Source organism: Lachnoclostridium sp. Marseille-P6806 (genome assembly GCF_964238185.1).
Classification (GTDB): domain Bacteria; phylum Bacillota; class Clostridia; order Lachnospirales; family Lachnospiraceae; genus Brotaphodocola.
Genome location: NZ_CAXSLG010000003.1, coordinates 209,535 through 235,367 on the forward strand (window position 1 = coordinate 209,535; position 25,833 = coordinate 235,367).

Here is a 25,833-nt window from a genome sequence, read left to right on the forward strand (position 1 = left end):
CGTCCTGAATAGTTACTTTTATATTATTTTACAACTGCATTATCCTTAACCAGTGCCTGAACCTTATAGACAAGAGCTGTTCTGTCCAGAGCTTCCTCGCCGTAGGTATCCTTCATGTTCTGAATATCTGTACCATACTGATCTGCCACCTTCTGGCGATCCTCGTCTGTCACCTCCAGCTTCTCCTCCTCAGCAACTGCATCTACAAGAAGCTCCTGCTTCAAAGCGTTTTCCGCAGCTGTCCGCAGCTCCTTCTGGAAATCATCCATGGTCATTCCAAAGGCTGCCACATAATCATCCATTGTCATACCGTACATCTGAACCATGGAAGTATAGTAATCCATCTGTGCTTCATACTGCTGCTCCACAGCTTCTTCGTTGAGCTCAAATTCGGAATTGTCCAGAGCCGCCATGAATGCATCATACTCCAGCTGGTTCTCTGCCATCGTTTCCTTTTCCTGCTCCATGTCAGCCAGGGTATCTGCCTTGAATTCATCTACAGTGGTAAAATCAGACATTCTCTGAACAAAGTTTTCGTCCAGAACTGCCTCTTTCTTTTCTTCAATAGAATTGACCGTAACATCAAATACTACTTCCTGTCCTGCCAGATCTGCATTAAAATAGTCCTCCGGGAACGTCAGATTCAGGCTCAGCTCGCTTCCTGCCTCAGCTCCTACCAGGCCTTCCTCAAAACCGTCAATAAAAGAATTAGAGCCCAGCTCCAGCGGGAAATCCTCAGCAGTTCCACCGTCAAAGGCCTCTCCGTCCTTCATTCCCACAAAGTCAATATTTACAATATCGCCGTTCTGAGCCGGACGATCTGTGATCTCAATGTATTCCGGATTGGCATCCAGAATTCCCTGAATTCTCTGCTCCAGCTCCTCCGGAGTTACCTCTGTGCTGTTTTTCTTTACTTCCACGCCTTTATATGTACCCAGCTTTGTCAGCTTGCCCGGATCTGCCTTCTCTGCAGCTGCTGCCTCCGTACTGTCAGAAGGCGTGCTGCTTTCTGTCGGTGCGGCTGTTGTCTCTTCCGCATTCTTTTTCCCGCAGCCTGTAACCAGCGCTGCCGCCGCCATTCCACAAAGTGCCAGTTTAACATATTTTTTCATAATACTTTCCTCATCTCTGATTTTTTGAAGTATCCGCAAAACACGGGTACTTCCTACTGTTATATCATATTACATCCCGTTTAAAAAGCCTTTCCAACAAATTCATAAAGATTTCACAACTTTTCTGGCTGAACCTTCCTACGGCTTTATCTAACAGTTCAGCCCTGCTTCTTCTTGTACGGCTTTACCGTACAAGAAGCGTCGGGCGTCCGCCCTATGGGGATTATTTATAGAATGCTTCAAAGGCACGGAATGTATTATATACATCCAGCTTGGAAACCAGTTCAAAGGGAGAATGCATGGAAATCACCGGAACTCCCAGATCCACTGTGTCAATATTTAAGTGAGACACAAACTTGGCAATCGTTCCGCCGCCGCCCTGATCTACAGCGCCCAACTCGCCAGCCTGCCAATACACGCCGTTCTCTTCCATAATAGCAATTACACGGGCCATTGTCTCTGCGCTGGCATCATTAGAACCTGACTTTCCTCTTGCGCCTGTATATTTCGTCAGCACGCAGCCCTTATTCAAATAGCTGGAATTGTTCGCCTCATACACATCGGAAAAGGTCGGATCATAGGCTGCATTTACATCTGAGGACAGGCACAGAGAAGCCATACATACATCCTTGGGATCAGAGCCCTCTGCCTGAGCCAGGTATTCAATATAGTGCTTTAGGAAATCAGAATTCATGCCCGTATTTCCCTCAGAACCAATCTCCTCTTTATCTGCCAGAATTGTCACAGTTGTACGAACCGGATTCTTCGCAGCAATTTCTGCCATCAAAGCTGTATAAGCGCAGACTCTGTCATCCTGCCCATATGCGCCTACCAGGCTGCGATCCAAGCCTACATCAGAAGCCTTGTGGGCCGGAACCATCTCAATTTCTGCCCGGAAAAAATCTCCCTCTGTCATTCCATAGCGATCATTTAACAGCTTCAAAGCCAGTAGCTTAACCGGCTCCTTGACGCTGTCATCTACAAATGGAATGGAGCCTGCGATAATATTCAGCTCCTCTCCCTTTAAGCCCTCGCTTAATTTCCGCTCATTCTGCTTTGCTGACAGATGCGGAAGAAGGTCACTGACACAGAATACCGGATCTGCTGCATCCTCACCAATGCAGATCTTCACCAGCTCGCCGTTTTTCTTAACCACAACACCATGCATGGCTAACGGAATCGTTCCCCACTGGTACTTGCGGATTCCTCCATAATAATGAGTCTTCAGATAAGCAATATCTGACTTCTCATAAACTGGGCTGGGCTTCAGATCCAGTCGGGGGGAATCAATGTGAGCTCCGTTAATCCGCAGGCCCTCGCACACCGGAAGCTGGCCGAAGGTAGTTGCAATCAGAGCCTTCTTTCTGTTGATAAAATAAACCTGATCTCCAGGATTATAGCTGCGTCCCTTTTCAAATTCTGTATATCCAGCAGCCTGCAGACGCTTTACCGCTGCCTCCACACATTCTCTCTCCGTTTTTCCCTCATCCAGAAATGCCTTATAGTCTTCGCAGAATTCTGCGGCAGCCTCAACCTGCTCTGGTGCATCTTTTCCGATATGGGGGAATTTCCATACCAGCTGCTCCTCCAGCATCATTCCTTCTGTTTTCTCTTTGTTGTCATTCATCTTCTCGTCCTCCAGTTTTTCTGTCTTTGTTTTTCCACATATTCTGTTCTCTGACCGTACCTTTATCGGCCTTAGTGAATGCCCTTTTCATCGCCCTCCAGCATCAGGGTAAAGGGACCGTCATTTAACAGCTCCACCTTCATATCCGCGCCAAAGCTTCCATGCTCCACCTTCGGCACATACTGCCTGCAGCGCTCTACAAAATACTCATACAGCCGGTTCGCTTTTTCCGGACTTCCCGCCTTAATAAAGCTGGGGCGATTTCCCTTATGGCAGTCTGCATACAGGGTAAACTGGCTAACAACCAGAAGTTCTCCTGCCACATCTGCCAGAGACAGATTGGTTTTCCCGTCCCCGTCCTGAAAAATTCTCAGCTTGCAGATTTTATCTGCCATCTTATCTGCCGCTGCCTCATTATCCTCTTCTGCAACTCCCAGAAGAATCAAAAAACCATTTCCTATCTCTCCGATCGTCTCCCCGTCAACCTTCACCGACGCATGAGTCACTCTCTGTAATACTGCTCTCATAATTCCGCGAAAACCTTTCTGTCATTTCCTGCTGCAAAAACTGCAGCGCAGGATATTTTCCTGTATCTTATTTAAACACAAGCCGCACATACTCCATCAGATTTTCTGTAGCCTCCTCCCGGTAAATAATCTCCCGGGCCAGCACCGGCCTGTCCGTAATAATTCCGTCCACGCCGAGCATCACCAGACGTTCCATCTCGCTTTTGGAGTTTACTGTCCAGGCATAGATTGCCTTACCTTGAACATGAATGTTCTCAACCAGCTTTTCATTTACAAAGCCCGACCGCAGACTGATAAAATCCACGGCCTCACTGGAATAAAAATTCCCGTAGGCGGCAGAAATAATATATCCTGTTCGAAGCTGCGGTTCCAGCGCCTTTACGTCCTTTAAATAATTCAGACTGGCAGAGGTAATCACACACTGCTCTTCCATACCGTGAGCGATCACCAGCTCCACCGTCTTTTCTGGAAGAAGGCTCTCTGGACCTATATTTTTCAATTCTATATTCAGGTTAATTTTTCCCTTACACAGCTCCAGAACCTCCTCCAAAGCCGGAATCCGTTCTCCCGCAAAATCACTGGAAAACCAGGAGCCCACATCCAGCTTCTGCAGCTCTTCCCAGTTCAGAGCGCTGATGGGCCTGTTTACTCCTGCCACCCGCTTCAGACTGGCATCATGTCCAAGCACCACGACTCCGTCACGGCTTAACTGCACATCGATCTCCACACTGTCCGCCAGATCATCAATCGCCGCCTGCACAGCAGACAGGGTATTTTCCGGAGCTGCCAGAGAACTGCCTCTGTGAGCCGTAATCTGCGTTTCTATCAAAATCTCATCAGACAAAGCAGAACCATTGCGTACCAGATCATAAATATAAATCAGGCTGATACCCACTATTGCGCAGAAAACTGCTGCCATACGCCTTCGTCCTGCTGTTCCATGAGACGGATATCCAACGTTCCACCGTTCCCCATGATACTGCCTATTTCCATACTGATAAAACATAACAGAAACAGCCGCATACTGAACTGCAACAGACAGAATGCTTCCCAAAAACAGAAGTCCCAGCTCCAGCTTGTCTGACACAGAAAGTAAAACTGCCATAGCCAGATTTTTCTTTGTAAAAACCTCAATAAACACAGCGGCTGCCACTACGGAAAGAAAATACAGCAGAAAAACCACAGCCGCTGACAGCACATGAAAGCCTGCCAGCAGAAAAATGATTTTCCCCCGCCTTTTCCGCATCAGCCCGATACTCCGGTATCTGGCATCTGTGAAATTTTTCTGCTCAATCATACAGCAGGGAACAGAAAGCAGCGCCGGAAACGCCGCCAGAAAACACAGCAGCAGCAAAACTGCCGTCAGAGCCATAAGCCAGGGCTCCTTTGCCATTTCCTGCATAATAAAATTCACCGGCTTTACATGACTGGCCGCCCGAATCAGAAATAAAAGATTGGCAAACAGATACTGAGCCAGAATTACCAGCCCCAGCTGCCAGTTTTTTCTCCATATTTCATCTGCCGTTTTCTGCATTCCGCCCCAGAGCATCTGCAAAGGGGTCAGCTTCTGGTAATAGGCTGACCCCTGAAATGCCGTAATAAGACTGGCCGTCTCCACAGTCAGAAGCACAGCTCCAACAAAACACACAGCGCCCGCCATGCAGATCGTTCCCGGTCTTGCAAGAAAGCTTCCGATATTTCCCGCTGTCAGATAGCTGTACCCGGCCAGCTCCAGGGCAAGATGCAGACTGCGGTTCACGAAACGCAGATACACCGGCATGGTTACTCCCCGGTACAGAAGCTCAAACAAAAGAATATTTTTCCAGTTATGTCCGGCAATCTGCCAGGTCTCTTTTGCTAACGTCTTCATCTATGCTTTTATGTCCGTTCCTTCTGCTCGGCTGCTTCCTGCTCTCCCAGTTCCAGAATAGACTGGTTTAAGGAAAACATCTTGGCATCCAGCATATCCACCATATCCGCACATGCCTTCAGCTCCGCCTGCAGAGAATCCGGAGCATTTCCTTCAAATTTGTAATAAATTTTATGTTCTAGACTGGCCCAGAAATCCATGGCCACTGTCCGGATCTGAATTTCCACCTTGGTTTCCACTGCTCCGGCCGCCAGATAAATGGGAATCGTCACCACCATATGGTAACTTTTATACCCATTAGGTTTAGGCTGCCTGATATAATCCTTCACATAAAGAACGCTGACATCCTTCTGTCTTGCAATCATCTCTGCAATCTGATAAATGTCCTGGGTGAAGGAACAGATAATGCGGATTCCTGCAATATCGCTCAGCTTTTCCACCATATTGTCAATGGTTACCTCCAGCCCGTCCCGCTTCAGCTTTTTTACAATGCTGTCCGGGGTTTTCAGTCTGGATTTAATGTGTTCGATCGGAGTGTGTCCGTAAATATGGACAAACTCTCCGTTTAAAATTTCAATCTTGGTACGAATTGCCTTCAGAGCGGAATCATAGAGGAACATCACGGAGTTCCACTGATCCATCTGACTGTAAACGTTGGGGATATTCGTCAACCCTATCTCCTCCACTGCCTGTTTATACTCCCTGCTTTTATATCTTCGCCGGAGGAGGAATTCCTTCCGGCGGATTCCGGCCCGGCTGACGAACAGGAAATCCTGCAAGTCAGCCGGGCCTTATTTTCCCTGTCTTTACAGTTTCAGTCCCTTTAACAGAGCTCCCAGTCCAGTGGTAGCTGCTCCGGTTTCTTTGTAGTTGAAGGTTTCTTCCTTCTCAACCGGCTCCTCCTGAGCCAGAGCCTTCATGCTCAGGCTGATTTTGCCGTCCTTAATACCGATAATCTTAACAGTCACCTTCTGGCCCTCTTTCAGAACCACGCCCGGATGCTTGATTCTCTGAGTGCTGATCTGAGACACATGCAGAAGACCGGACAAACCGCCGTCCAGATTTACAAATGCGCCGTAGTCCTTCAGGCTGTCAACGGTACCCTCAACAACAGCACCAACCTCTACAGCAGCCATCTTCGCAGCTTTCTCTTCCTCTTCCTTCTGCTTCATCACAGCTCTCCCGGACAGAACCAGTTTTTTGTTCTCCGGAACCACGGTAATCGGAGTAACCTCCAGATGCTGGCCTACCATATCCTCTAACTTCTCTACGTATTTGGTAGAAATCTGAGATGCGGGAATAAAGCCCTGGATATCATTCACATAGGTTACCAGTCCGCCCTTTACAGCCTCTTTCACCTTTACATTCAGAACTGCCTTATCCTGCATCTGCTGTACCAGCTCTGCCCACTTCTCTGCATCAGGACCTTCCTGTTCCTGATACGGATTGCGGCGCTCGTCAAACTCCTTGTAGGAAGCCTCCAGCTCGCTTGCAAAATCTTCCATTGTCTCTTTTACTTCTTCGCTCATTGTTGCACACTCCTTTTCATCGTCCTCCTGGGCAGAACAGATTCTGCCCGTTATACTTGACTTTACCACATTTTCGCCTTTTTTACCATAGTTTTGTTAGAAAAGTATCTCTGATTGTGATATACTGTTACAAGAAATACACCGTTTAGGAGAGCATAATCACCATGACAGACATTCTTGATCTGCATACCCATACCATTGTCAGCGGGCATGCATACAATACGCTTTATGAGATGGTTCGCTCTGCATCAGAAAAAGGGGTCAGCCTTTTAGGCGTTACAGAACACGCTCCCAAGATGCCCGGCACCTGCCATCCTTTTTACTTTATCAATTTTAAGGTAGTTCCCAGAGAGCTTTACGGAGTCAAGCTGATGCTGGGCTGTGAACTGAATATTCTGGATTATGAAGGCACTGTGGATCTGAGCCCACGCTACTGCAAGGGACTTGATTTTGCGATTGCCAGTATCCATGATCCCTGTTACAAAAGCGGAACCGTCAGCCAGAACACTGCAGCCTATCTGGGCGCCATGAAGAATCCATATGTCCAGATTATCGGCCATCCTGATGACGGAAGATTCCCTGTGGATTACGAAACTCTGGTCTGCGCAGCGAAAGAACACCATGTGCTTTTGGAGGTCAACGCCTCCTCTCTTCATCCTCAGTGCCACAGAGAAGGCGCACGGGAGAATTATATTTCCATGCTGGAGCTGTGCCGAAAACACCAGGTATCCGTCATTATCGACAGTGATGCCCACTGTGAAGCTGATGTGGGAAATCACAGACGTGCCTGGGACCTGATACAGGAAATTGCCTTTCCCGAAGAACTGATCGTCAACGCTTCGATAGAAAAGGCCGCTTCCTACATTCCCTGCCTGAAACAGCCGGTTTACACAGGAGGCTTTTCTCATGATTAACTTTCTTAATCTGGAATACTTTCTGGTAGCCGCTGAGGAACTGAACTTTACCCGGGCAGCCAAACGGCTTTTTATTTCCCAGCAGTCCCTGAGCAATCATATTTCCAATCTGGAAAAAGAATTTGATGTGGTTTTGTTTAACCGGACCACACCTCTGACCCTCACCTATGCCGGACAGGCTCTGAAAGGAAAGGCACGAAAAATTCTGGAGCTGCGGGATGAAACCTACCGTGAACTGGCTGATATCAAAGACTTTTCCATTGGCCAGCTGACTATCGGGCTTTCTCACACCAGAGGAAGGATGATTCTTCCGGAAATTCTCCCCTGCTATAAAGAACGCTTTCCCAATATTGATCTGAGGCTGGTGGAAGGCAATTCCTCCACCCTGGCTTCAGCCCTGCTTCACGGAGATGTGGATCTGGTTATTGATATGCAGCCGTTTAAAGCCGAAAATACAGAAACCATTCCGCTCTGTGAGGAGGAAATCCTGCTTGCAGTGCCAGATGCTGTTTTGGAGCGGACCTTTCCTGGCCGTCTGGAAGAAATCAAAGAGCAGTTAAAACAGCACACGGATCTGACCCTGCTCAGAGACTGCCCGTTTCTTCTGATTAACAAGGGAAACCGGGTTCGCACCATTGCTGACGAAATGTTTGAAGAAGCCCAGATGACGCCCAATGTCGTACTGGAGACAGAAAACATTGAAACTGTGCTGGGGCTGTGCATCAAGGGCATGGGAATCACATTCTATCCCAGGATGTTTATTTCCGGCCATCAGGAATTCCGCCAAAAAATGCAGCAGCAGAATTCTCCTGTCAGCTTCTATTCCCTGGATTATGCAAAAGCTCATGGAATACTGGCAATCGGATATCACAAAGGCCATTATATGTCACAGGCCACCAAAGAATTCATACGAATTGCAAAAGAGACTATCTGACGTTAACTATAAAAAGTAACTGTGCCGTCTGACAGAAAACACTTGACAATTCCTCCAGGATCTCTTAAAATAAATATAGTAATTGTTACTATTATTTTATTTTCAAGGAGCTGGTCTATGAAGACATTAAAGTATAGCCGTCAGAGAGAATCTATCAAAGCATGTCTGATGAACCGCCACGACCATCCGACTGCAGATGCCATATACGCAAGTATCAGGGAAGAGTTTCCCAGCATCAGCCTCGGAACCGTTTACCGGAACCTGAATCTCCTGGTAGAATTAGGTGAGGCGCGAAAGCTGACCTTTGGTGACGGCAAGGATCATTTTGATGGAGACACTGCCCCTCATTATCATTTTGTATGCCGCTGCTGCGGCGGTATTCAGGATCTGCCCCCACTCTGGGCTTTGGATCTGGAAGATAAAATGCAGCCGCATATTCACGGGAAGATTGACAGTCATTCCATTGATTTCTATGGAATCTGCTCTGACTGTATGGCACAACAGGGGCACTAATCCTTTCCCAGAATTAACAAGAATTTTTCTCAAAAAGGATTGACATTTAAAAAGTTTTGTGGTAAATTAATATTAGTAATCATTACTGATTTGATTGCAGCAAAATAACGCATCTAATTTAATATTAATATAACATGTAAAGGAGATTTTAACTATGAAGAAATGGGTTTGTACTGTATGTGGTTATGTTCATGAAGGCGACGCTGCTCCGGAATTCTGCCCGGTATGTAAGGCTCCGGCTTCCAAGTTCAAAGAGCAGGCTGGTGAGAGAACCTGGGCTGCTGAGCACGTTGTAGGTGTTGCACAGGGCGTAAGCGAGGATATTCTGGCTGACCTGCGCGCTAACTTCGAGGGCGAGTGCTCTGAGGTTGGTATGTACCTGGCTATGGCAAGAGTTGCTCACAGAGAAGGCTATCCGGAGATCGGTCTGTACTGGGAGAAGGCAGCTTACGAAGAGGCTGAGCACGCAGCTAAGTTTGCAGAGCTTCTGGGTGAGGTTGTTACCGATTCTACCAAGAAGAATCTGGAGATGAGAATTGATGCTGAGAACGGCGCAACCGCAGGCAAGTTCGACCTGGCTAAGAGAGCAAAAGCTGCTAACCTGGATGCAATCCATGACACCGTTCATGAGATGGCTCGCGATGAAGCTCGCCACGGCAAGGCATTCGAAGGTCTGTTAAAGAGATACTTTGGCTAATATATCCTGAACCGTCAGGAATTTTATGAGAGAGAGGATTCGTCTTCTCTCTCATTTTTTCTTGACATTTTCCCGTTTTTTATGCTAAAACAAAATCAGTAATAATTCTTATTATTGTAGATTTCAAGCAAAGGAGGGCTCTTTTTATGTCAAAATACGCAGGCACAAAAACCGAGAAAAATCTCTGGGAAGCATTTTCCGGGGAATCCCAGGCACGAACCAAATACACCTTCTATGCATCTGCAGCAAAGAAGGCCGGATATGAGCAGATGGCTGCTCTGTATTTAGAAACTGCCGAGCAGGAAAAAGAACATGCGAAAATGTGGTTTAAAGAAATCCACGGCATTGGTGATACAGACGCCAATCTTGTCGATGCAGCTGCCGGTGAAAATGCAGAGTGGACGGACATGTATGTGCGTATGGCAAGAGAGGCCGAAGAAGAAGGATTTCCAGAGCTGGCTGCCAAATTCCGCCTGGTAGCAGAGGTAGAAGCCTCCCATGAGAAACGTTACTTAAAGCTGCTTGAAAATCTGCGCAAAGACGGAACCTTCAAGGGTGAGGCGCCGCTTGGCTGGAAGTGCCGCAACTGCGGATACATCCACGAGGGTAATGAGGCTCCGGAAATCTGCCCAGTATGTTCACATCCCCAGGCATACTTTGAACGGATGACCGTTAACTATTAATATTTAGTAATTATTCAGGACAGCGGAAAATTACAATATTCAAAACAGGAACTGCAAAAGCCCGGACCATATGGTTCCGGGCTCTTTCACAACAATAGAGATGAGGATATGAAACATGAACTACACAAAACAACAGCTTACCGATATGATTCACCGCATGGGCATTCAGCCTGATGATTCCATCATGGTTCACGCTTCTATGAAATCCATCGGAAACGTAGAAGGCGGCGCAGATACTGTACTGGACGCCTGGATGGAATATCTGTCAGATGGGCTTTTCATGATGCCCACCCACACCTGGGCCCAGATGGGACCGGACTGCCGCATTTTTGATCCTCAAAATATGTCTTCCTGTGTAGGGCTTCTGACAAATCTGTTCCGCATACGTCCTGGTGTTGTCCGCTCGCTTCATCCCACTCACAGCATTGCTGCCTATGGAAAAAAAGCAAAAGAGTACATTGCCGGCGAAGAGACTGTGGATACTCCCTGCAGTCCTGAGGGATGCTGGGGACGACTGGAGAATATTGGAGCAAAAATTCTTCTGATCGGCGTGGGCCATGAACGAAACACCTTCATCCACGCAGTCGAAGAATCCATGAATGTTCCAGAGCGGCTTACCGATGAACCCAGTGAATTTTTTATCCGTCAGGCTGACGGTTCCCTTCTTCGCCGCCCGGTTTACCGCCACTACAACAAAAATGAACCGCATATTTCCGAACATTATCCCAAGCTGGCTCCTGCCCTTGAGACCTGCGGCGCCGCCCGCCATGTTTCCTTTGGAGATGCAGACTGCATTCTCTGTGATGCCCGTCAGACAGCCTCTGTGACGCGGCGGATTCTCTCCCATGAGAAAACCTGTCTGCTGGAGCGGGATGTGATTCCCCAGGAATGGTGGCAGGAGGATTAATCCTCCCTGCCAATCCGGTTTGTCAATCTTCCAATTTCTTCTATTTCGCAGGAAACCTCATCACCTGCTTTCAAAAAACGGGGAGGCTCAAATCCCATTCCCACTCCTGACGGAGTTCCTGTAGAAATAATCGTTCCTGCCTTCAGAGTCATTCCCTTTGACAGCTCACTGATAATATGATCAATGTGAAAAATCATCCGGGAAGTATTGCTGTTCTGGCGCAGTTCTCCATTTACATAAGAGCGGATATTTAAACACGGCGGATACGGAACAGACTCCCGGATAAGAATGCAGGGTCCCATGGGCGCAAATCCATCCAAGCTTTTTCCAAAATACCACTGCTGATGGCGGTTCTGAATATTGCGGGCGCTTACATCATTTAAAATCGTATATCCAAACACATAATCCTCCGCATGTTCCGGCTCCACATTTCTGGCATCCTTTCCTACAATCACAGCCAGCTCTGCCTCATAGTCCAGACTGTCCACCAAACCCTCATATGCCGGAATGAAACCACCGTCCGGCACTGCCTCATTCACCCGTTTGGAAAAGTAAACTGCAAAGGGGCGCTCCCCGGAAAATTCCTGTTTTTTAAATCGGGCAGACTCCTCTGCATGTTCCATATAGTTAATTCCCAGACAGATAATGTCCTGCTCCGGCACAGGAATCGGCGCCAGCAGCTGCACATCCTCTAACCGGGCTGCGCCGCGGAAGCGATCGGGTTCCAGACCGGCGCTGTATTCCAGCAGCTGCTTTTCTGATTCACACATCTGCTTTACTGCCTCCAGCATCGTCGGATACTCCACACCAATGGAATCCATCGGATATACCCACTCCCCGTCTGCGCTGATAATTCCTATTTTCACCTTTTGATCTACCTGATACGTTACCAGTTTCATCTCTGCTCCCCTTCCCGTTTTCCTCATTCTGCCGGTTCCGGAAATTCTCTGTTTCGGCTATTTTCCGTTCCGGCATTTTTCTTGATTATACCTCTCTGAAAAAAGGGTTGCAAGGAGATTTCTTATGCCAGCGCCTCCCGGATCATCTTTCCGGCCTGAATCACCACCGTGGGAATCACAGCCAGAGCCACAATGCTGACAAGCTGACGCAGGTTTAAATCAGCCACTGCAAACAGTACCTGAAGTCCCGGAAGGAACAAAACAGCCGCTAAAAGCAGAACTCCTGTCTCAAAGGCCAAAATGCTCCACAGGTTTCCCCGAAAGCCCAGCTTCGCAATGGAGTGTTCACTTCTGCAGTTAAATCCATGAAATAGACGAGCCAAGGTCAGAGCTGCAAAAGCCATGGTGCTGGCAGTTCCTGCGCCGCCTGTTTCCAGTCCCAGATGAAAGGCCGTCATCGTGCAAAGAGCGATCAGCCCTCCCTGCAGCAGAATCCGCAGCAAAAATTCCCTGGTCAAAATCCCCTCCTTCGGATCTCTCGGAGGCTGTCTGAGCAGCCCGTCTTCCTGGGGTTCCATACCAATGGCAATAGCCGGAAGAGAATCTGTCAGCAGGTTAATAAACAAAAGATGAACCGGTGCAAAGGGCATAGGCAGATCGAAAAGGGATGTATACAGGACACTGAAAATCCCTGCCATATTTCCGGAAAGAAGGAACTGAACCGCATGGCGGATATTCCGGTAAACATTCCGCCCGTTGGCTACCGCCTTGATAATCGTGGCAAAATTGTCATCTGTCAGAATCATAGCGGCTGCATCTTTGGAAACCTCTGTCCCCGTAATTCCCATGGCTACCCCGATATCAGCCTTCTTTAAAGCCGGAGCATCATTGACTCCGTCTCCCGTCATGGCTACAATACAGCCTTTTCTCTGCCATGCATCTACAATTCTGATTTTATGCTCTGGAGAAACTCTTGCATATACGGAAATGTTTTCCAGCTTTTCATCCAGCTCTTCCTCCTTCATCGCATCCAGCTCCGGTCCGGTCAGAGCCAGATCCCCCTCCTCCATAATGCCGATTTTTCCTGCAATGGCCATAGCTGTAATTTTGTGATCTCCGGTAATCATAACCGGACGGATTCCTGCTCTTCTGGCGCTGAGCACTGCCGGACGTGATTCTATTCTGGGTGGGTCCATCATGGCTGCCATTCCCAGAAAAACATATCCGTTCTCTGCTTCCAGACTGCAGCACTCCATCTCCTCCAACGGACGGTATGCCACAGCCAGAACCCGAAGCCCTTTTTCCGACCATGCTCTGTTCTGCTCCTGCAGTCTCTGCCTCCAGGCCGGAGTCATGGGAATCGCCCCGTTCTTTGTCATCAGTTCTCCGGTCCGGTCAAGAATCACGTCCATAGCCCCTTTTGTAAACAGAACTCTCTGTCCGTCACACATATGAACGGTACTCATCAGCTTTCTTTCAGAATCAAAGGGAAGCTCTTCCAGCCTCGGCATTTCCCGCCGCAGCTCCTCGCTGTCCGCCCCGGCCCGGACCGCCATTTCCAGAAGGGCAAGCTCCGTGGGATCTCCGATTCCTTCCTCCCCCTGAAGTCTGGCATCATTTGCCAGGGTAAATCCGTATACCAGATAACGTCCGGCCTTCTGGTACATGGAAATCTGCCCCGGCGCCATCAACTCTCCGTCTGCAAAAACCTCTTCTACTGTCATTTTATTCTGCGTCAGAGTTCCTGTTTTATCAGAACAGATTACAGACACGCAGCCCAGACTTTCTACTGCCTTTAAATCCTTGATAATGGCATTTTCCCGTGCCATCCGCTGCGTTCCCATAGCCTGCACAATGGTTACAATAGAGCCCAGAGCCTCAGGAATTGCCGCCACAGCCAGCGCTACTGCAAACATCAGCGAATCCAGCACTGGCATTTTCCGGTACAAGCTTAATGCAAATACCAGGGCGCAGATTCCCATAATAACAGCTGCCAGATGGCCGCTGAAACGATCCAGGCTGATCTGAAGCGGTGTTTTTTTCTCACCTGTGGCATTCATGAGAGCTGCAATTTTTCCAATTTCCGTGTGCATTCCCGTTGCCGTTGCCACCATCACTGCCCGTCCCTGAATAATCAAAGAACCTGAAAAAATCATATTGAACTGATCGCCCAGAGGAACCGCCCCTTCTGTCTCCATCGCTTCCGCCTGCTTTTCCACAGCCAGAGATTCTCCCGTCAGAGAGCTTTCATTGACCTGAAGATTATGGCACTCCAAAAGGCGTCCGTCTGCTACAGCCAGATCTCCTGCCTCCAGAGCTATCAAATCTCCCGGAACCACCTGAGCGGACGGGATTTCCAGAGTCTGTCCATTTCGTATCACCTTCGCTGACGGCGAGGACAGGGATTTCAGACTGTCCAGGGATTTTCTCGCCTTTTCATGCTGTACAGTTCCCAGAACCGCATTCATCAGTATCACTGCAAAAATAACCACTGCACTTTCCACATTATCAGATACCATGGAAATCCCTGCTGCAGCAATCAGGATTATCACCAGAAGATCCTGAAACTGTTCCAAAAACACCTGCCAGGCCTTTTTTCCAGTCCCTTCCTGAAGGACATTTTCCCCGGCCTTCTTTCGTACCGCTTCGGCCTGCTGCTGTGTCAGACCGCTTCGGCTGCTGCCCATATCCCTCAGCACATTTTCCGCTGATTCTCGATACCACGTTTTCATCTTGTCTCTCCTTTGCTTATTTTAAGGTATGAGGCATTCCGTATTTCTAGGACTGTATTTCCGCGTTTTTATTTCATGGGACGCACTTTCCTATGACAAAAAACGAGACTCTCCACACATGAAATTCTTTCATGCATGAAAAGTCTCGTTACCGTTTTATGCTTCCGGTGTCCAGGACCAGGCGATGCTTCGCCGCGTATGTTGATCCTGTCCTTGCAACTACTCCCTTGGAATGCCTGGCTCATTATCAAAACACTCTGTTTTTGCGTTTTTTATAATATGGCATACAAACTGGAAAACTGTCAACAAAATCTATATTTTTTTACGTTGTTTTAACGCCTCTGTGCTGACGTTTCCGCTTCAAACATTCCATCGATGCTCCCACTCAGTTGGTTCCAATGGACATGGTTTCCGGCAAAGTACTGCCTCCGTCTATCACAATCTGAGAGCCGGTCAGATAGCTGGACTCGTCGCTTCCCAGAAATGCAAACAGCTCTCCCACTTCTATGGGCTTTGCAAGGCGTCCCATGGGTACCCCTGCTGCAATATCAGCAATAGCTGCCTCCGGATTCTCCGGATTGGATTCCATAGCCATCTTTTCTACCATCGGTGTCCGCGCATATCCCAGCTGAGAACAGTTTACACGGATATTCCGTCCTGCATATTCGACAGCCAGACATTTGGTCAGTCCAACCAGCGCCGCCTTTGTCATGGCATAAGCGGCCTCTCCGGCATCTGCCACGATATCTCCTGTTACAGAGGATGCGATGACAATACTGCCGCCTCCCTGCTTTAACATATAGGGAATCACGGCCTTACAGGTGTTCCACACACCCTTGATATTCACATCAATATGAAAATCCCTGGTAGCGTCATCCATCTCTTCAAAGGGTGCCAGACGGCATACTCCGGCATTGCAGCAGGCAATATGAATTGCCCCGAAGGCCTCAACCGCCTTTGCCGCAGCCGCATCCATCTGCGCACGATCCGCCACATTGGCAACTGCCGTAATAACCTCTGCGCCATATTCTCTGCGCAGCTTCTCGGCAGTCTCCTCAACAGCGGGCGACAGGTCAACCAGAATCATTTTTGCGCCATACTTTGCATAAGCAGAAGCAATGCCTTCTCCAAGGCCTGCTGCAGCGCCGGTAATCAGTGCAACTTTTCCATCCAATTTAGCCATCGTATCTGCTCCTTTTCTGATATATTCTGACGGAAGCTTCTTCGTATCTGCCTCAGCGGATCCGCTCCGGGAAGCCTACCTTTTTCTGAACCTTGCGCAGAGTCTTATTGGAGAAGTACTGTGCCTTCTCTGTATTATTCTTAATCACGCTGTCCAGATAATCTTTATTCTTTGAAAGGTCTGCAAACCGATCCTGCAGCGGCTTCAGTACATCTACAACAGACTCACCTACTGCCATCTTAAAATCGCCGTAGCCCTTTCCATCAAATTCCTTCTCCACATCTGCCGGCGTCTTTCCGGTACATGCACAGTAAATATCAATCAGGTTTCTGATTCCCGGCTGCTCCTCACAGTAGCGCACGCAGGCCTCGGAATCAGTCACTGCCCGTTTAAATTTGCGGATAATCGTATCCGGATCATCCATCAGATAAATGCTTCCGTTAGGATTTTCATCAGATTTGGACATCTTCTTTGCAGGCTCCTGAAGACTCATGATCTTCGCTCCAACCTTGCCGATATATGCCTCCGGAACAGTGAATACATCGCCGTAAACTCCATTGAATCTCTGAGCAATGTCCCTTGTCAGCTCCAGATGCTGCATCTGATCGATTCCAACAGGAACCACATCGGCCTGGTACAGCAGAATATCCGCAGCCATCAAAACCGGATAGGTAAACAGACCTGCATTAATGTTATCTGCATGCTTGGCTGCCTTGTCCTTAAACTGGGTCATACGATTTAATTCACCCATATAGGTAAAGCAGTTCAGAATCCAGGCCAGCTCAGCATGGCCAGATACATGAGACTGGTAATAAATACAGTTTTTCTCCGGATCCAGACCAGCTGCAATATACAGGGTCAGCAGATTTCTTGCGCGTCTGCGCAGCTCTGCCGGATCCTGGCGCACCGTAATAGAATGCATATCTACTACGCTGTAAAAGGTTTCATATTCATCAGCAATGGTAACCCAGTTTTTCAGGGCCCCCAGGTAGTTTCCAAGAGTCAGGTTTCCGGTAGCCTGCATACCACTGAATAATACTTTCTTTCCATTTAACATAACATTCTTCTCCTGTCGCTTCGTAATTATGAAATCAGTGTAGCACCACGGCTTTCAAATGTCAATTTTTCAGCAGGGCCTCTTCCCACTCTTTCTCTTTAAATCCTACTAAAATTCGGTCCTCTGTTACCACCAGAGGGCGCTTTACCAGCATTCCATCCTGGGCCAAAAGTCCGATCTTTTCTTCGTCACTCATATCTGCCAGCCGATCCTTCAGCCCCAGTTCCCGATACTTCATTCCACTGGTATTAAAAAATTTCCGGATTTCCAGACCGGAACGTCCGATCCACTCCCTAAGCTCCTCTGCCGTGGGATTCTCTTCTGCAATGTGACGATCTATAAACGCGATTTCATGAGCATTCAGCCATTTTTTTGCTTTCTGGCAGGTACTGCATGATGGATATTCGATAAACAGCATTCTCTTCTCCTTTATCTTCCAATTCTGCCTTTTATTGTAATTTCCTTTTATTTTACAAAATCCTCCCGCATCGGAGTGAAAACATCCAGAAGAACCGTATCCTCCAGAACCTGGATTCCATGAACCGCGTCTGGTTTTACATAGTAAGTATCACCTGTCTGCAGTTCTTTATCCTCACAGCCCTCCTCCTGATAAATCAGGCGTCCAGACACGATATAACCAATCTGCTCGTGCGGATGGGAATGCTTTGCACCGACAGCCCCCTTCTGGAACTGAAGCTCCACTGTCATCAGATTCTTGCTGTAAGATAAAATCTTTCTGATTACTCCTCCGCCCAGATCTGTTGCCTCTACGTTTTTATTTTCTGTAAACATGATTAAATTCCTCCTTAATCCCATCCGGTGTATATTCAGTCTGTATCACGGATTTTAATTTCTGCTATTATACCATTTTCGCAGATATTTTTCTACCCATAACAGCCCCAGAAAGAAAAGTCCGCCCAGAAAGAAAATACCTCCGATTCCTACTGCAATCAGCAGAAAACGCGTTGCCTTTTTCCAGAAGGAAAGGAACCTTCTCTGTATAGTTTCCGCCCCTTCCCAGGAATCCTCTCCCTGTCCTCCCAAACCGGCTTCCTGCACATTTGGCTTCTGCTCCTCGCTTTCCTGCAATTCCTCTGTTTCTGCCATCCTCTGATAGGTTCCCCTGTATGTAACCAGATAATCCCGTACCAGACGCCGCCCTGTTCCGATTCCGTCACGGCAGAGCGTTCCGTCCTGTCCCAGATAGGTTCCGCCCTGCCATTGAAAATCCAGGATCTCGTAGGCATCTGAAGAAAGTCCCAGCTGTCGAAGCAACTCAGACTCACAGCCCTCCAGCTTTGGTTTTTCTTCCTGAAAAGGTACCAGAAACTCTCCCAGGCGGTAATAATCGGAATGATAGCGGTGGAAGGTAACAGGAAAAGAAAAATCCTCCAGCCATCGCTCTCCTGTAACCCTCTGTTCTGCTGCACGGCACAAGACTGTCTCTGTCCCCTGCTCTGTCTTTACCTGAACTTCTATGGTTTCCGGAAAATCCATCCCCTCCTCCAGCTGCGTATATTCCAGCTTTTTTTCGATGGTTTCCTTCCCGCCTTCCTGTATCTCTGCCCGAACAGTCAGACAGCCTACAATCATCATCTGAATCAAAACCAGCCCCACCCAAATCATGATCTGAATACAGCTTGTCCGCATTTTTTCATCATATTGCTTTTCTCTCCAAAAAATCTTCATTCCCTCTCCTTTTCCGGCCGCAAAAATCCATCGGAATTTTCCCTGCAGCAAGATCAGAGCTTGTCATGCCCCATTTTGCCGCATGGCATTCTTACAGGCCTTTTCTGAAATTGTTTCCTGATGCAGCTGTCTAAAACGGATCTCTGTCCTGAGCTGCTGTTTTTTATGGGATTCTTCCGGATCAAGAACAGATCCGTAGTTCAAAATTCTTACAGAAACTTTTGATAGATTATTTCGATTTTTCTTTTGTATGAAAGCAAACTGCCGGCTTTCGATTTTTCTTTCCGGGATGGCTTCTGAAGCTGCAGACATATCCTGTCTGCAGAGACTGTGCTGAGGCAAAGAATTCGCAGAGCGCCCATCTCTCCCTCAGCGCAGGTTATCCTTTTTATGCCCCGTAAACGAAATGAAACAGCTGGCTGAATTCCTGATAAGCAGTTGTATCCTCCAGCTCCTTCAGTCCCTCCAGCATTCCGGCCATATACCACTGATGGCACTCCCGGCGTTTTTCATTAAAGCGCTGCCACACATGTTCTCCTTCTGCCATATAATCCCGGGCAGTGCTTCGCATATTGCTCAGCTTGTCTCCAAGCACAAGAATCTTTTCTTCTCTGGAGGCTGTCTTTAAATGTTCAATCGCCGCCTGCTTGCGCTCTCTCCAGGAAAGGGATTTATCCTCCGTCTCAGCAGAAACCAGAGCCAAAACCCGGCCTCCAAATTCTTTCTCCAGCTGCTCTGCCGTCACTGCGGTGTCCTCCAGGACATCATGAAGATAAGCCGCAGCAATCACTTCCTCATCCTCCGTCATCTGAGCCACAATCACAGCTGCCTCCATGGGATGATAAATATAGGGAATCCGGCTTCCTTTCCGGACTGCTCCCTCGTGTGCCTTTGCCGCAAACTCTGCTGCCTTCCGTATCATATTCGTTCCTTTCACAAAGTCTGCACTCAGCTACAGACTACCGTTCTCTTCCTGATTTCATCATACCATAACCACCTCCTTCTGAAAAGGTCTCTTCGCTAAAACCGCCGAAAAAACCAATGGCAGATGCAGAAAAGTAAGAAAATGTTCACTTGTAAATCCCCGGCTTTTCTGCTATGCTTATGGACAGAAAATATTGTATGCAAAGGAGCTGTCATGGAACATTATCATCAGTCATCTTACCGGCGATCCGGCAGACACAAGCAGAAGCCTGCCAGCGAGTGGCCGCATATTCTGCTGTTTTACATATTGCCATTTCTTGTATTTAACGCCATAGTTTTTTACCTTGTGACAGCCAAGCCCAAATTTGAGCTGACTGTAGAAGATACCAGCGATTATCAGACTACCACTGCCACCCTTACCATGAAGTCCTGGCTTCCCACCAAATCCATTGTCATGGAGCTGGATGGTGAAAATTTGGAACTGACAAAAGGCAAAAAGCGGACATATACCACCACCCTTCACAGAAATGGTTCTCTCCAGGCTATTGTTACCAATTTTAACGGAATGCCTGAGGACAATATCAAATATGTGAATATTCTGGATGACACGCCTCCCACCTTTTCTGCCTCTTATGTAGAAGACGGCGTACTGACCGTAACTCTGACTGACAGTCAGGCCGGCATTAATTATGATTCCGTTTATGCGCTGAATTCCACAGGTGAACGTGTTCTTCCTCTGGTTACAAACCGGGATCTGAATACCTTTTCCTTTACTATGGATTCTGCCGGACTTCGTATTTTCGTACAGGATATGGCTGGCAATGAGGCGCAGGGTTCCTTTACCTCTCACAAAGAAAACGGCAGCGAGGTTCTCGACAGCACACCAGAGCAGGAGGCAGAAGAAGGCAGTGAGGAAACCACTTCTGCTGCCGCTGAAGCCACACAGGCCGCTTCTGAAAGCAGTAAAAAGAAAAGCTCATCTACAGAAGAATCTACATCAAAAGCAAAAATTACCATCCAGTAAATCCTGCATTTGGTCAGGCTTTACCTTCCGGTGCAGATGCTGTTTCTGACAGTCTCTGCACCTTTTTCTGTCTTAGGCGCCATTCTCCTATGACAGAAAACAGCTTCTTCAAAATTCAAATTTTTTGTAACACTGAACTGTTACAATTTTTTCGATGCAGCCCCGTTTTTTTAACATTTTATTCGTATTCTATAGGAAAAGGGAGATTTTGCCTATGAATCAAGAACACCAGATCGTCCGCCAGGTTCAGAAGGCCCAGGGCGACAGCCGTGCTGCTGACCAGCTGATTCGCCAGTACCTTCCATTTATCAAATCAGAAACTGCCCGCTTTCTGAAACGCCCGCCGGATGAAAACCAGGATGAACTGAATATTGCCATGTTTGCCTTCTATGAATCCATTCTCTCTTATCGGACAGAAAAGGGAGCATTCTTTACGCTGGCTTCCACTGCTATTCGAAACCGGCTGATTGATTATGCCCGAAAAGAACAGCGGCATAAATCCCTTCTCTCTCTGGATCTGCCATCCTCTCAGGATGACAGCCGCTCCCTTGGAGAACAGCTTCCGGATCGTTCTGACAAAATGAACGAGGTTCTTCAGATAACAGCGGCCCGCACAGAAATCGAAGAATTTTCTCATCAACTGGAGTCCTTTGGGCTTACACTGTCTGACATTGCTGATAACTGCCCCAGACAGGAACGAACCATGGATGCCTGCATGAAGGTGCTGGATTATGCGAAATCCCATCCTCAGCTTTTGGTCCAGATGATTCACAGCAAAAAACTGCCTCTGGCTCAGCTGGCTGCCGGTTCCGGAACAGAGCGAAAAACCCTGGAACGGCACCGGAAATATCTCGTTGCCATTCTTCTGGCCTACACCAATGGTTTTGAAATCATCCGAGGACATCTGCAGTTTATGAAACGAAAGGAGAAACCGCTATGACTTATCTTGTAATGGAATGCCATCCCGGATACGCTGTAGTTTTGGATCAGACAGGACGATTTCTGAAGGTTGCCAATCTGAATTATCAGGTCGGGGAAACGGTATCCTTCGTTATAGAATGTACTGCAGAAGAGGAGCCCATCACAATAAAATCCCTGCGCAGACGCCGAATGCTTCTCTCCGCTGCCTCTCTGGCTGCATGCTTCTTCCTGGCTGTTCTGGGAACCTGGCATGTCTGTCTGACCCCCTATGGAGCTGTCCGAATTCAAATCAATCCTGATCTGAAGCTGACCGTCAACCGGCTTGACTATGTTATTTCTGCAGATGGTCTCAATGATGATGGTCTGCGGCTTCTTGACGGCTACCAGTTTCGAGGACAAAAGCTGGAACAGGCTTCTGACGAGCTGGCAGACAGAGCCATGGAAATGGGTTATCTGAAGGAAGGCGGACAGATTTTTCTGACTCTGGAATCCTCTCATGAAAACTGGATCGCCAAAACAGAGGATCGCCTTCTAACCGAACTGGAAAACCATCTGAATGATGCGGTATCTGTCACTGTATCTGCTGCATCCGAAGCACCTGTATCCGCAGAGCCCCTCCCCACAGGTTCACTTCCCGATGCTCCTGTCCTCCCCAGCGCTCCTGACAATACGCCTCTCTCCGAAATCTCCAAATTTCAGGAAATAGATGAGGAGGACGATGATTCTGAAGACGAAGGCGACGAGGGCGCTCTTAATGAGGATGACGAAGACGACAGCGAGGACACGTCCGAAGGGAAGGACGATGACAGGGAGAATACAGCAGACAGGCAAGATGATGACAGCGAGCGGGATACCGATAACAATGACCTGGACGAACACAGCCCGCGGCTGGATACAAACGATGATGCTGAGCATACAGATGATCACAATGATAATGACGAGGATGAGCATGACGGCAATGACAGCAGCAGTGATGAGGACGGCGAGGAGCATGACACCGACAACAGCAGTGATGAGGACAGCAATGATAACGATGACGACTGAGTCTTTCTCCCTGCCGAATTGATTTCGGCAGGGATTTTCTGTTTTATAAGTCCCCTTATCTGCAAATGAAAATGGCTTAATAAATCTCAGCAATTATGACCTTTTCGCTGCAAACGCGCCCTGCTGCAGGCGGAGTCACCCGCAAACAAGTTTTTTGCATCCAAACAGCACTTCCTGATTTTATTCTGAAATTTTAAAACTTAGTCTGGTATCAATCTGACGAACTGCCAAAGATTTCTTTCAATCAAAGACTCTCTTCTGAAGATGAATTCAGAATATCATATTTTATCATCTGCCGCAAGCCATGAACAGTAAAAAAATTTTCAAATTTTTTCTCTAACCCCGGTTTTCCCTTTTCTCTTCCGTATCCTATCTTTGAAAACAATAAAAATAACATATATTTCTGAAAGGAGATGCTCTTTATGAAAAAAAATTTAGTTTCCAGTATGTTATCTGCTGCCATGGTTCTTTCTCTGGCTGCTTCTATGACCAGCCACGCATCTGCATCCGCACTTCTGAAACAGGATGCTTCCGTTGTTACAGATAAAACTGTCAAAACCGGAACCCTTCTAATCAGCGTTAATCCTGAAATCAAAATGGATTACAACTATAAGGGACGCGTTCTGAAGCTGAGTGGCATGAACGAAAGCGGACGCGCCGTTGTCCGTGATATGAAAAATTATCAGTACGATCCCTGTGACGAGGTTATGGAGGATCTGATCCGGGAAATCTATGAAGATGGATATTTTGATACACAAAAGAATCATCCTGCAAAAAACCTTCTTATTAAGCTGGAAGCAGGCTCTAAGACTCCCGACAGTCAGTTTCTGGAAGATGTGGCAGACAGCGCCCGTTATACTTTAAAGGACTGCGGGCTCAAGTACAGCACTGTTACAGTAAATACCTCTGATCTGGATAATAAAGGACGCATTGGCATTCAGAAAGCCCGTGAACTTGCTCTTGCCCATGCCGGTCTGAAAGATGCCGTTTTCAGCGAAGGCGAATACGATCTGGACGACGGCATTTATGAGCTGGAATTCACTGCCGGCGGAATCGAATACGAATACGAAGTCAACGCTTTCACCGGAAAAATCACAGCATCTGACCGGGAACGCAACGATGACTGGGATGCCTGGAATGATGACGATCGTTATGATGACGACCATGACGATGATGACCGCTTCGACGACGATCGCTTCGATGACGATGATGACCGTTTCGATAACGACCACGACGATGACGACCATGACGATGATGACCATGATGATGACCGCGATGACGATTAATACCTGATTCGCGTTATCATAAATTTTTCGGCACACCTTGCTGATAGCTTTGATTGAACTGTTACGAATGTGCCGGACGCACTCACAGAGGCAGATTTATTCTTCCGTAAGTGCTCGTTCCGCAGAGCGTTTTTATTTCACAGGACATAATCTCCTATGAAAAGAGAAAGGACCTGACAGACATCCCCCCTGTCAGGCCTTTCTTCTTTACAAAAAACCGCTATTCTTCCTTCTCACATCGTCCATACGTCTGTGCCATATCTCGGCACCGTTTAAGAAGATCCTCTGTAAAATCCTCCTCAGTCATACGCCACCGCCAGTTTTTACCCAAGGTAGACGGCTCATTAATTCTGGCCCAGCCGCCAAGTCCCAGATAATCCTGAACAGGAATCACAGCAATCCGCGCTGCGCTCTGAAGAGCCAGACGAATATAATCCCAGTGAATCTCTCCCTGAGGAGTCCTCTCATTTCCCAGATACCGAACTGCGAAAGCTTTTGCTGCCGGATCCAGAGTTCTGTACCACTCCTGGAGAGTTGTGTTGTCGTGGGTTCCTGTATAAACTACACAATTTACCGGGTATTTATGAGGCAAATAGGCGCTGTCTTCCGACTCGTCAAAGGCAAATTCCAACACCTTCATTCCAGGATAACCGGTTTTCTCTACCAGCTTTAACACAGACGGTGTCAAAAACCCCAGATCCTCTGCAATAATATCGGGATCTCCAAATTTCTTTTTCAGAACCCGGAACAAATCATATCCCGGCCCTTTTTCCCAATGGCCGAATTCTGCTGTTTGATCTCCTGCTGGAATCGAATAATATTCATCAAATCCCCGGAAATGATCCACCCGGACAACATCATAAAGTCCAAAGCTGTATTCCATCCGCTTCATCCACCAGCGGTACTTTGTCTTTTTATGATAATCCCAGCGATATAGAGGATTGCCCCAAAGCTGTCCCGTAGCCGAAAATGCATCTGGCGGACATCCTGCCACAGCAGACGGGCGCCGTTCCTGGTCAAACTGAAACAGCTCAGGATGCGCCCAGCTGTCTGCCCCATCAAAGGCCACATAAATAGGAATATCTCCAATAATCCGGATTCCCTGGCTGTTGGCATACTGCTTCAGCCGCTTCCACTGCTTCTGAAATACATACTGTAAAAAGGCATAAAATAAAATTTCATTTTGCAGCTTTTCCCGATAATGGGGAACTGCGCTTTCCTTTCTCAGGCGGATATCCTCATCCCATTCACTCCAGCTTTTTCCTCCAAATTCATTTTTCACTGCCATATAAAAGCAGTATTCCAGAGTCTCATCAGAAAGCTTTTTTGAAAAAATATGTTCCATCTGCTTTTCATCATATCCGTCCTGAAACTGGCGCTCTCTCCACCGTTCAAATGCCCTGCGCAATACAGGGAAACGGTTCCGGTACAGCTTCTCATAATCAATATCCCTGGGATTGTTCCCAAAATCCGCCTGGTCACATTCCTCCCTGGTCAGCAGCCCTTTTTGAATCAAGTCCTCCAGATCAATCAGATAGGGATTGCCTGCAAACGCACTGAAGGACTGATAGGGAGAATCCCCATACCCGGTAGGTCCCAGCGGCAGAATCTGCCAGTACTGCTGCCCAGCCTCCTTCAGCTGATCCACAAACTGATAGGCCTCTCTGGAAAAGCATCCAATCCCGTACCTTGACGGAAGAGCGCTGACCGGCAAAAGCATTCCGCATTCCCGTTTCATTCTGTTCTTTTTCATATTCATCC

The 25,833-nt window shown here is 47.7% G+C and carries 25 protein-coding genes; 10 read left to right on the plus strand and 15 right to left on the minus strand.

Annotated elements, in window-relative coordinates; all coding sequences use genetic code 11:
- Nucleotides 1-23: 23 nt before the first annotated feature.
- From tig to ACESON_RS05120, 6 genes are all read right to left on the minus strand, one after another.
- The gene (gene tig, locus ACESON_RS05095; RefSeq protein WP_373108744.1) at nucleotides 24-1,112 is read right to left on the minus strand and encodes a trigger factor; all 1,089 of its coding nucleotides are present in this window, start codon (nucleotides 1,110-1,112) and stop codon (nucleotides 24-26) included.
- A gap of 223 nt (nucleotides 1,113-1,335) precedes the next feature.
- Nucleotides 1,336-2,739: an aminopeptidase gene (locus ACESON_RS05100; RefSeq protein ID WP_177958215.1), complete on the minus strand. Its 1,404-nt coding sequence runs from the start codon at nucleotides 2,737-2,739 to the stop codon at nucleotides 1,336-1,338.
- Between the two features lie 71 nt (nucleotides 2,740-2,810).
- Nucleotides 2,811-3,266 (minus strand): D-aminoacyl-tRNA deacylase, encoded by a 456-nt coding sequence (dtd, locus tag ACESON_RS05105; protein WP_373108746.1) that lies wholly within the window; start codon nucleotides 3,264-3,266, stop codon nucleotides 2,811-2,813.
- A 67-nt stretch (nucleotides 3,267-3,333) separates the two neighbouring features.
- Nucleotides 3,334-5,136, minus strand: coding sequence for a glycerophosphodiester phosphodiesterase family protein (locus ACESON_RS05110; RefSeq protein WP_373108747.1), 1,803 nt, complete (start codon nucleotides 5,134-5,136; stop codon nucleotides 3,334-3,336).
- Between the two features lie 8 nt (nucleotides 5,137-5,144).
- The gene (locus tag ACESON_RS05115; protein WP_177990542.1) at nucleotides 5,145-5,807 is read right to left on the minus strand and encodes a GTP pyrophosphokinase family protein; all 663 of its coding nucleotides are present in this window, start codon (nucleotides 5,805-5,807) and stop codon (nucleotides 5,145-5,147) included.
- Between the two features lie 135 nt (nucleotides 5,808-5,942).
- Nucleotides 5,943-6,665 (minus strand): S1 RNA-binding domain-containing protein, encoded by a 723-nt coding sequence (locus ACESON_RS05120; protein ID WP_177958747.1) that lies wholly within the window; start codon nucleotides 6,663-6,665, stop codon nucleotides 5,943-5,945.
- A gap of 164 nt (nucleotides 6,666-6,829) precedes the next feature.
- On the opposite strand from ACESON_RS05120, the gene ACESON_RS05125 reads away from it, so the two are divergent.
- The 6 genes from ACESON_RS05125 to ACESON_RS05150 all read left to right on the plus strand — a co-directional run bounded on the left by ACESON_RS05125 (nucleotide 6,830) and on the right by ACESON_RS05150 (nucleotide 11,313).
- Nucleotides 6,830-7,579, plus strand: coding sequence for a PHP domain-containing protein (locus tag ACESON_RS05125; protein WP_177958746.1), 750 nt, complete (start codon nucleotides 6,830-6,832; stop codon nucleotides 7,577-7,579).
- Nucleotides 7,572-8,513: a LysR substrate-binding domain-containing protein gene (locus tag ACESON_RS05130; protein WP_177958745.1), complete on the plus strand. Its 942-nt coding sequence runs from the start codon at nucleotides 7,572-7,574 to the stop codon at nucleotides 8,511-8,513. The genes ACESON_RS05125 and ACESON_RS05130 overlap by 8 nt, the downstream gene beginning before the upstream one ends.
- 117 nt (nucleotides 8,514-8,630) lie before the next feature.
- Nucleotides 8,631-9,026 carry a transcriptional repressor gene (locus ACESON_RS05135; RefSeq protein ID WP_177958744.1) on the plus strand — a complete coding sequence of 132 codons (396 nt, stop codon included), beginning with the start codon at nucleotides 8,631-8,633 and terminating at the stop codon, nucleotides 9,024-9,026.
- Nucleotides 9,027-9,180: 154 nt separating this feature from the next.
- Nucleotides 9,181-9,723, plus strand: coding sequence for an NADH peroxidase (locus ACESON_RS05140; protein WP_177958743.1), 543 nt, complete (start codon nucleotides 9,181-9,183; stop codon nucleotides 9,721-9,723).
- A gap of 146 nt (nucleotides 9,724-9,869) precedes the next feature.
- Nucleotides 9,870-10,406 carry a rubrerythrin gene (gene rbr, locus ACESON_RS05145; RefSeq protein WP_373108748.1) on the plus strand — a complete coding sequence of 179 codons (537 nt, stop codon included), beginning with the start codon at nucleotides 9,870-9,872 and terminating at the stop codon, nucleotides 10,404-10,406.
- A gap of 115 nt (nucleotides 10,407-10,521) precedes the next feature.
- The gene (locus ACESON_RS05150) at nucleotides 10,522-11,313 is read left to right on the plus strand and encodes an AAC(3) family N-acetyltransferase (protein ID WP_177958741.1); all 792 of its coding nucleotides are present in this window, start codon (nucleotides 10,522-10,524) and stop codon (nucleotides 11,311-11,313) included.
- Here ACESON_RS05150 and ACESON_RS05155 read toward each other — a convergent pair.
- The 8 genes from ACESON_RS05155 to ACESON_RS05190 form a co-directional block, all read right to left on the minus strand.
- Nucleotides 11,310-12,212, minus strand: a complete 903-nt coding sequence (locus ACESON_RS05155; protein WP_373108749.1) for a fumarylacetoacetate hydrolase family protein — start codon at nucleotides 12,210-12,212, stop codon at nucleotides 11,310-11,312. The two genes, ACESON_RS05150 and ACESON_RS05155, sit on opposite strands and share 4 nt — an antisense overlap.
- Before the next feature lie 122 nt (nucleotides 12,213-12,334).
- The gene (locus ACESON_RS05160) at nucleotides 12,335-14,944 is read right to left on the minus strand and encodes an HAD-IC family P-type ATPase (RefSeq protein ID WP_177958739.1); all 2,610 of its coding nucleotides are present in this window, start codon (nucleotides 14,942-14,944) and stop codon (nucleotides 12,335-12,337) included.
- A gap of 385 nt (nucleotides 14,945-15,329) precedes the next feature.
- A complete protein-coding gene (gene ucpA / locus ACESON_RS05165; RefSeq protein WP_177958738.1) occupies nucleotides 15,330-16,127 on the minus strand; it encodes an SDR family oxidoreductase UcpA in 798 nt (265 codons plus the stop codon).
- A 52-nt stretch (nucleotides 16,128-16,179) separates the two neighbouring features.
- The gene (trpS, locus tag ACESON_RS05170) at nucleotides 16,180-17,184 is read right to left on the minus strand and encodes a tryptophan--tRNA ligase (RefSeq protein WP_373108750.1); all 1,005 of its coding nucleotides are present in this window, start codon (nucleotides 17,182-17,184) and stop codon (nucleotides 16,180-16,182) included.
- Nucleotides 17,185-17,245: 61 nt separating this feature from the next.
- The gene (locus ACESON_RS05175; protein WP_177958736.1) at nucleotides 17,246-17,602 is read right to left on the minus strand and encodes a Spx/MgsR family RNA polymerase-binding regulatory protein; all 357 of its coding nucleotides are present in this window, start codon (nucleotides 17,600-17,602) and stop codon (nucleotides 17,246-17,248) included.
- A gap of 47 nt (nucleotides 17,603-17,649) precedes the next feature.
- Nucleotides 17,650-17,976 (minus strand): cupin domain-containing protein, encoded by a 327-nt coding sequence (locus ACESON_RS05180; protein ID WP_373108751.1) that lies wholly within the window; start codon nucleotides 17,974-17,976, stop codon nucleotides 17,650-17,652.
- Between the two features lie 54 nt (nucleotides 17,977-18,030).
- Entirely contained in the window at nucleotides 18,031-18,873 is an 843-nt protein-coding gene (locus tag ACESON_RS05185) for a hypothetical protein (protein ID WP_373108752.1), read from the minus strand.
- 388 nt (nucleotides 18,874-19,261) lie between these two features.
- The gene (locus tag ACESON_RS05190; protein ID WP_177958733.1) at nucleotides 19,262-19,795 is read right to left on the minus strand and encodes an HD domain-containing protein; all 534 of its coding nucleotides are present in this window, start codon (nucleotides 19,793-19,795) and stop codon (nucleotides 19,262-19,264) included.
- A 216-nt stretch (nucleotides 19,796-20,011) separates the two neighbouring features.
- On the opposite strand from ACESON_RS05190, the gene ACESON_RS05195 reads away from it, so the two are divergent.
- The 4 genes from ACESON_RS05195 to ACESON_RS05210 all read left to right on the plus strand — a co-directional run bounded on the left by ACESON_RS05195 (nucleotide 20,012) and on the right by ACESON_RS05210 (nucleotide 24,072).
- Complete coding sequence (locus ACESON_RS05195; RefSeq protein ID WP_373108753.1) at nucleotides 20,012-20,821, plus strand: hypothetical protein; 810 nt, start codon at nucleotides 20,012-20,014, stop codon at nucleotides 20,819-20,821.
- A gap of 214 nt (nucleotides 20,822-21,035) precedes the next feature.
- Nucleotides 21,036-21,761 (plus strand): sigma-70 family RNA polymerase sigma factor, encoded by a 726-nt coding sequence (locus ACESON_RS05200; protein WP_177958731.1) that lies wholly within the window; start codon nucleotides 21,036-21,038, stop codon nucleotides 21,759-21,761.
- Nucleotides 21,758-22,786: a hypothetical protein gene (locus ACESON_RS05205; protein WP_373108754.1), complete on the plus strand. Its 1,029-nt coding sequence runs from the start codon at nucleotides 21,758-21,760 to the stop codon at nucleotides 22,784-22,786. The genes ACESON_RS05200 and ACESON_RS05205 overlap by 4 nt, the downstream gene beginning before the upstream one ends.
- 422 nt (nucleotides 22,787-23,208) lie before the next feature.
- Nucleotides 23,209-24,072, plus strand: a complete 864-nt coding sequence (locus tag ACESON_RS05210) for a PepSY domain-containing protein (protein WP_373108755.1) — start codon at nucleotides 23,209-23,211, stop codon at nucleotides 24,070-24,072.
- Between the two features lie 220 nt (nucleotides 24,073-24,292).
- Here the strand turns inward: ACESON_RS05210 and malQ are convergent, their stop codons facing one another.
- Complete coding sequence (malQ, locus tag ACESON_RS05215) at nucleotides 24,293-25,825, minus strand: 4-alpha-glucanotransferase (protein ID WP_373108756.1); 1,533 nt, start codon at nucleotides 25,823-25,825, stop codon at nucleotides 24,293-24,295.
- Between the last annotated feature and the right edge of the window lie 8 nt (nucleotides 25,826-25,833).

Coding starts and splice junctions, on each gene's coding strand:
- tig (WP_373108744.1), bottom strand. CDS start 1,112: ATGAAAAAATATGTTAAACTGGCACTTTGTGGAATGGCGGCGGCAGCG.
- ACESON_RS05100 (WP_177958215.1), bottom strand. CDS start 2,739: ATGAATGACAACAAAGAGAAAACAGAAGGAATGATGCTGGAGGAGCAG.
- dtd (WP_373108746.1), bottom strand. CDS start 3,266: ATGAGAGCAGTATTACAGAGAGTGACTCATGCGTCGGTGAAGGTTGAC.
- ACESON_RS05110 (WP_373108747.1), bottom strand. CDS start 5,136: ATGAAGACGTTAGCAAAAGAGACCTGGCAGATTGCCGGACATAACTGG.
- ACESON_RS05120 (WP_177958747.1), bottom strand. CDS start 6,665: ATGAGCGAAGAAGTAAAAGAGACAATGGAAGATTTTGCAAGCGAGCTG.
- ACESON_RS05125 (WP_177958746.1), top strand. CDS start 6,830: ATGACAGACATTCTTGATCTGCATACCCATACCATTGTCAGCGGGCAT.
- ACESON_RS05130 (WP_177958745.1), top strand. CDS start 7,572: ATGATTAACTTTCTTAATCTGGAATACTTTCTGGTAGCCGCTGAGGAA.
- ACESON_RS05135 (WP_177958744.1), top strand. CDS start 8,631: ATGAAGACATTAAAGTATAGCCGTCAGAGAGAATCTATCAAAGCATGT.
- ACESON_RS05140 (WP_177958743.1), top strand. CDS start 9,181: ATGAAGAAATGGGTTTGTACTGTATGTGGTTATGTTCATGAAGGCGAC.
- rbr (WP_373108748.1), top strand. CDS start 9,870: ATGTCAAAATACGCAGGCACAAAAACCGAGAAAAATCTCTGGGAAGCA.
- ACESON_RS05150 (WP_177958741.1), top strand. CDS start 10,522: ATGAACTACACAAAACAACAGCTTACCGATATGATTCACCGCATGGGC.
- ACESON_RS05155 (WP_373108749.1), bottom strand. CDS start 12,212: ATGAAACTGGTAACGTATCAGGTAGATCAAAAGGTGAAAATAGGAATT.
- ACESON_RS05160 (WP_177958739.1), bottom strand. CDS start 14,944: ATGAAAACGTGGTATCGAGAATCAGCGGAAAATGTGCTGAGGGATATG.
- ucpA (WP_177958738.1), bottom strand. CDS start 16,127: ATGGCTAAATTGGATGGAAAAGTTGCACTGATTACCGGCGCTGCAGCA.
- trpS (WP_373108750.1), bottom strand. CDS start 17,184: ATGTTAAATGGAAAGAAAGTATTATTCAGTGGTATGCAGGCTACCGGA.
- ACESON_RS05175 (WP_177958736.1), bottom strand. CDS start 17,602: ATGCTGTTTATCGAATATCCATCATGCAGTACCTGCCAGAAAGCAAAA.
- ACESON_RS05180 (WP_373108751.1), bottom strand. CDS start 17,976: ATGTTTACAGAAAATAAAAACGTAGAGGCAACAGATCTGGGCGGAGGA.
- ACESON_RS05185 (WP_373108752.1), bottom strand. CDS start 18,873: ATGAAGATTTTTTGGAGAGAAAAGCAATATGATGAAAAAATGCGGACA.
- ACESON_RS05190 (WP_177958733.1), bottom strand. CDS start 19,795: ATGATACGGAAGGCAGCAGAGTTTGCGGCAAAGGCACACGAGGGAGCA.
- ACESON_RS05195 (WP_373108753.1), top strand. CDS start 20,012: ATGGAACATTATCATCAGTCATCTTACCGGCGATCCGGCAGACACAAG.
- ACESON_RS05200 (WP_177958731.1), top strand. CDS start 21,036: ATGAATCAAGAACACCAGATCGTCCGCCAGGTTCAGAAGGCCCAGGGC.
- ACESON_RS05205 (WP_373108754.1), top strand. CDS start 21,758: ATGACTTATCTTGTAATGGAATGCCATCCCGGATACGCTGTAGTTTTG.
- ACESON_RS05210 (WP_373108755.1), top strand. CDS start 23,209: ATGAAAAAAAATTTAGTTTCCAGTATGTTATCTGCTGCCATGGTTCTT.
- malQ (WP_373108756.1), bottom strand. CDS start 25,825: ATGAAAAAGAACAGAATGAAACGGGAATGCGGAATGCTTTTGCCGGTC.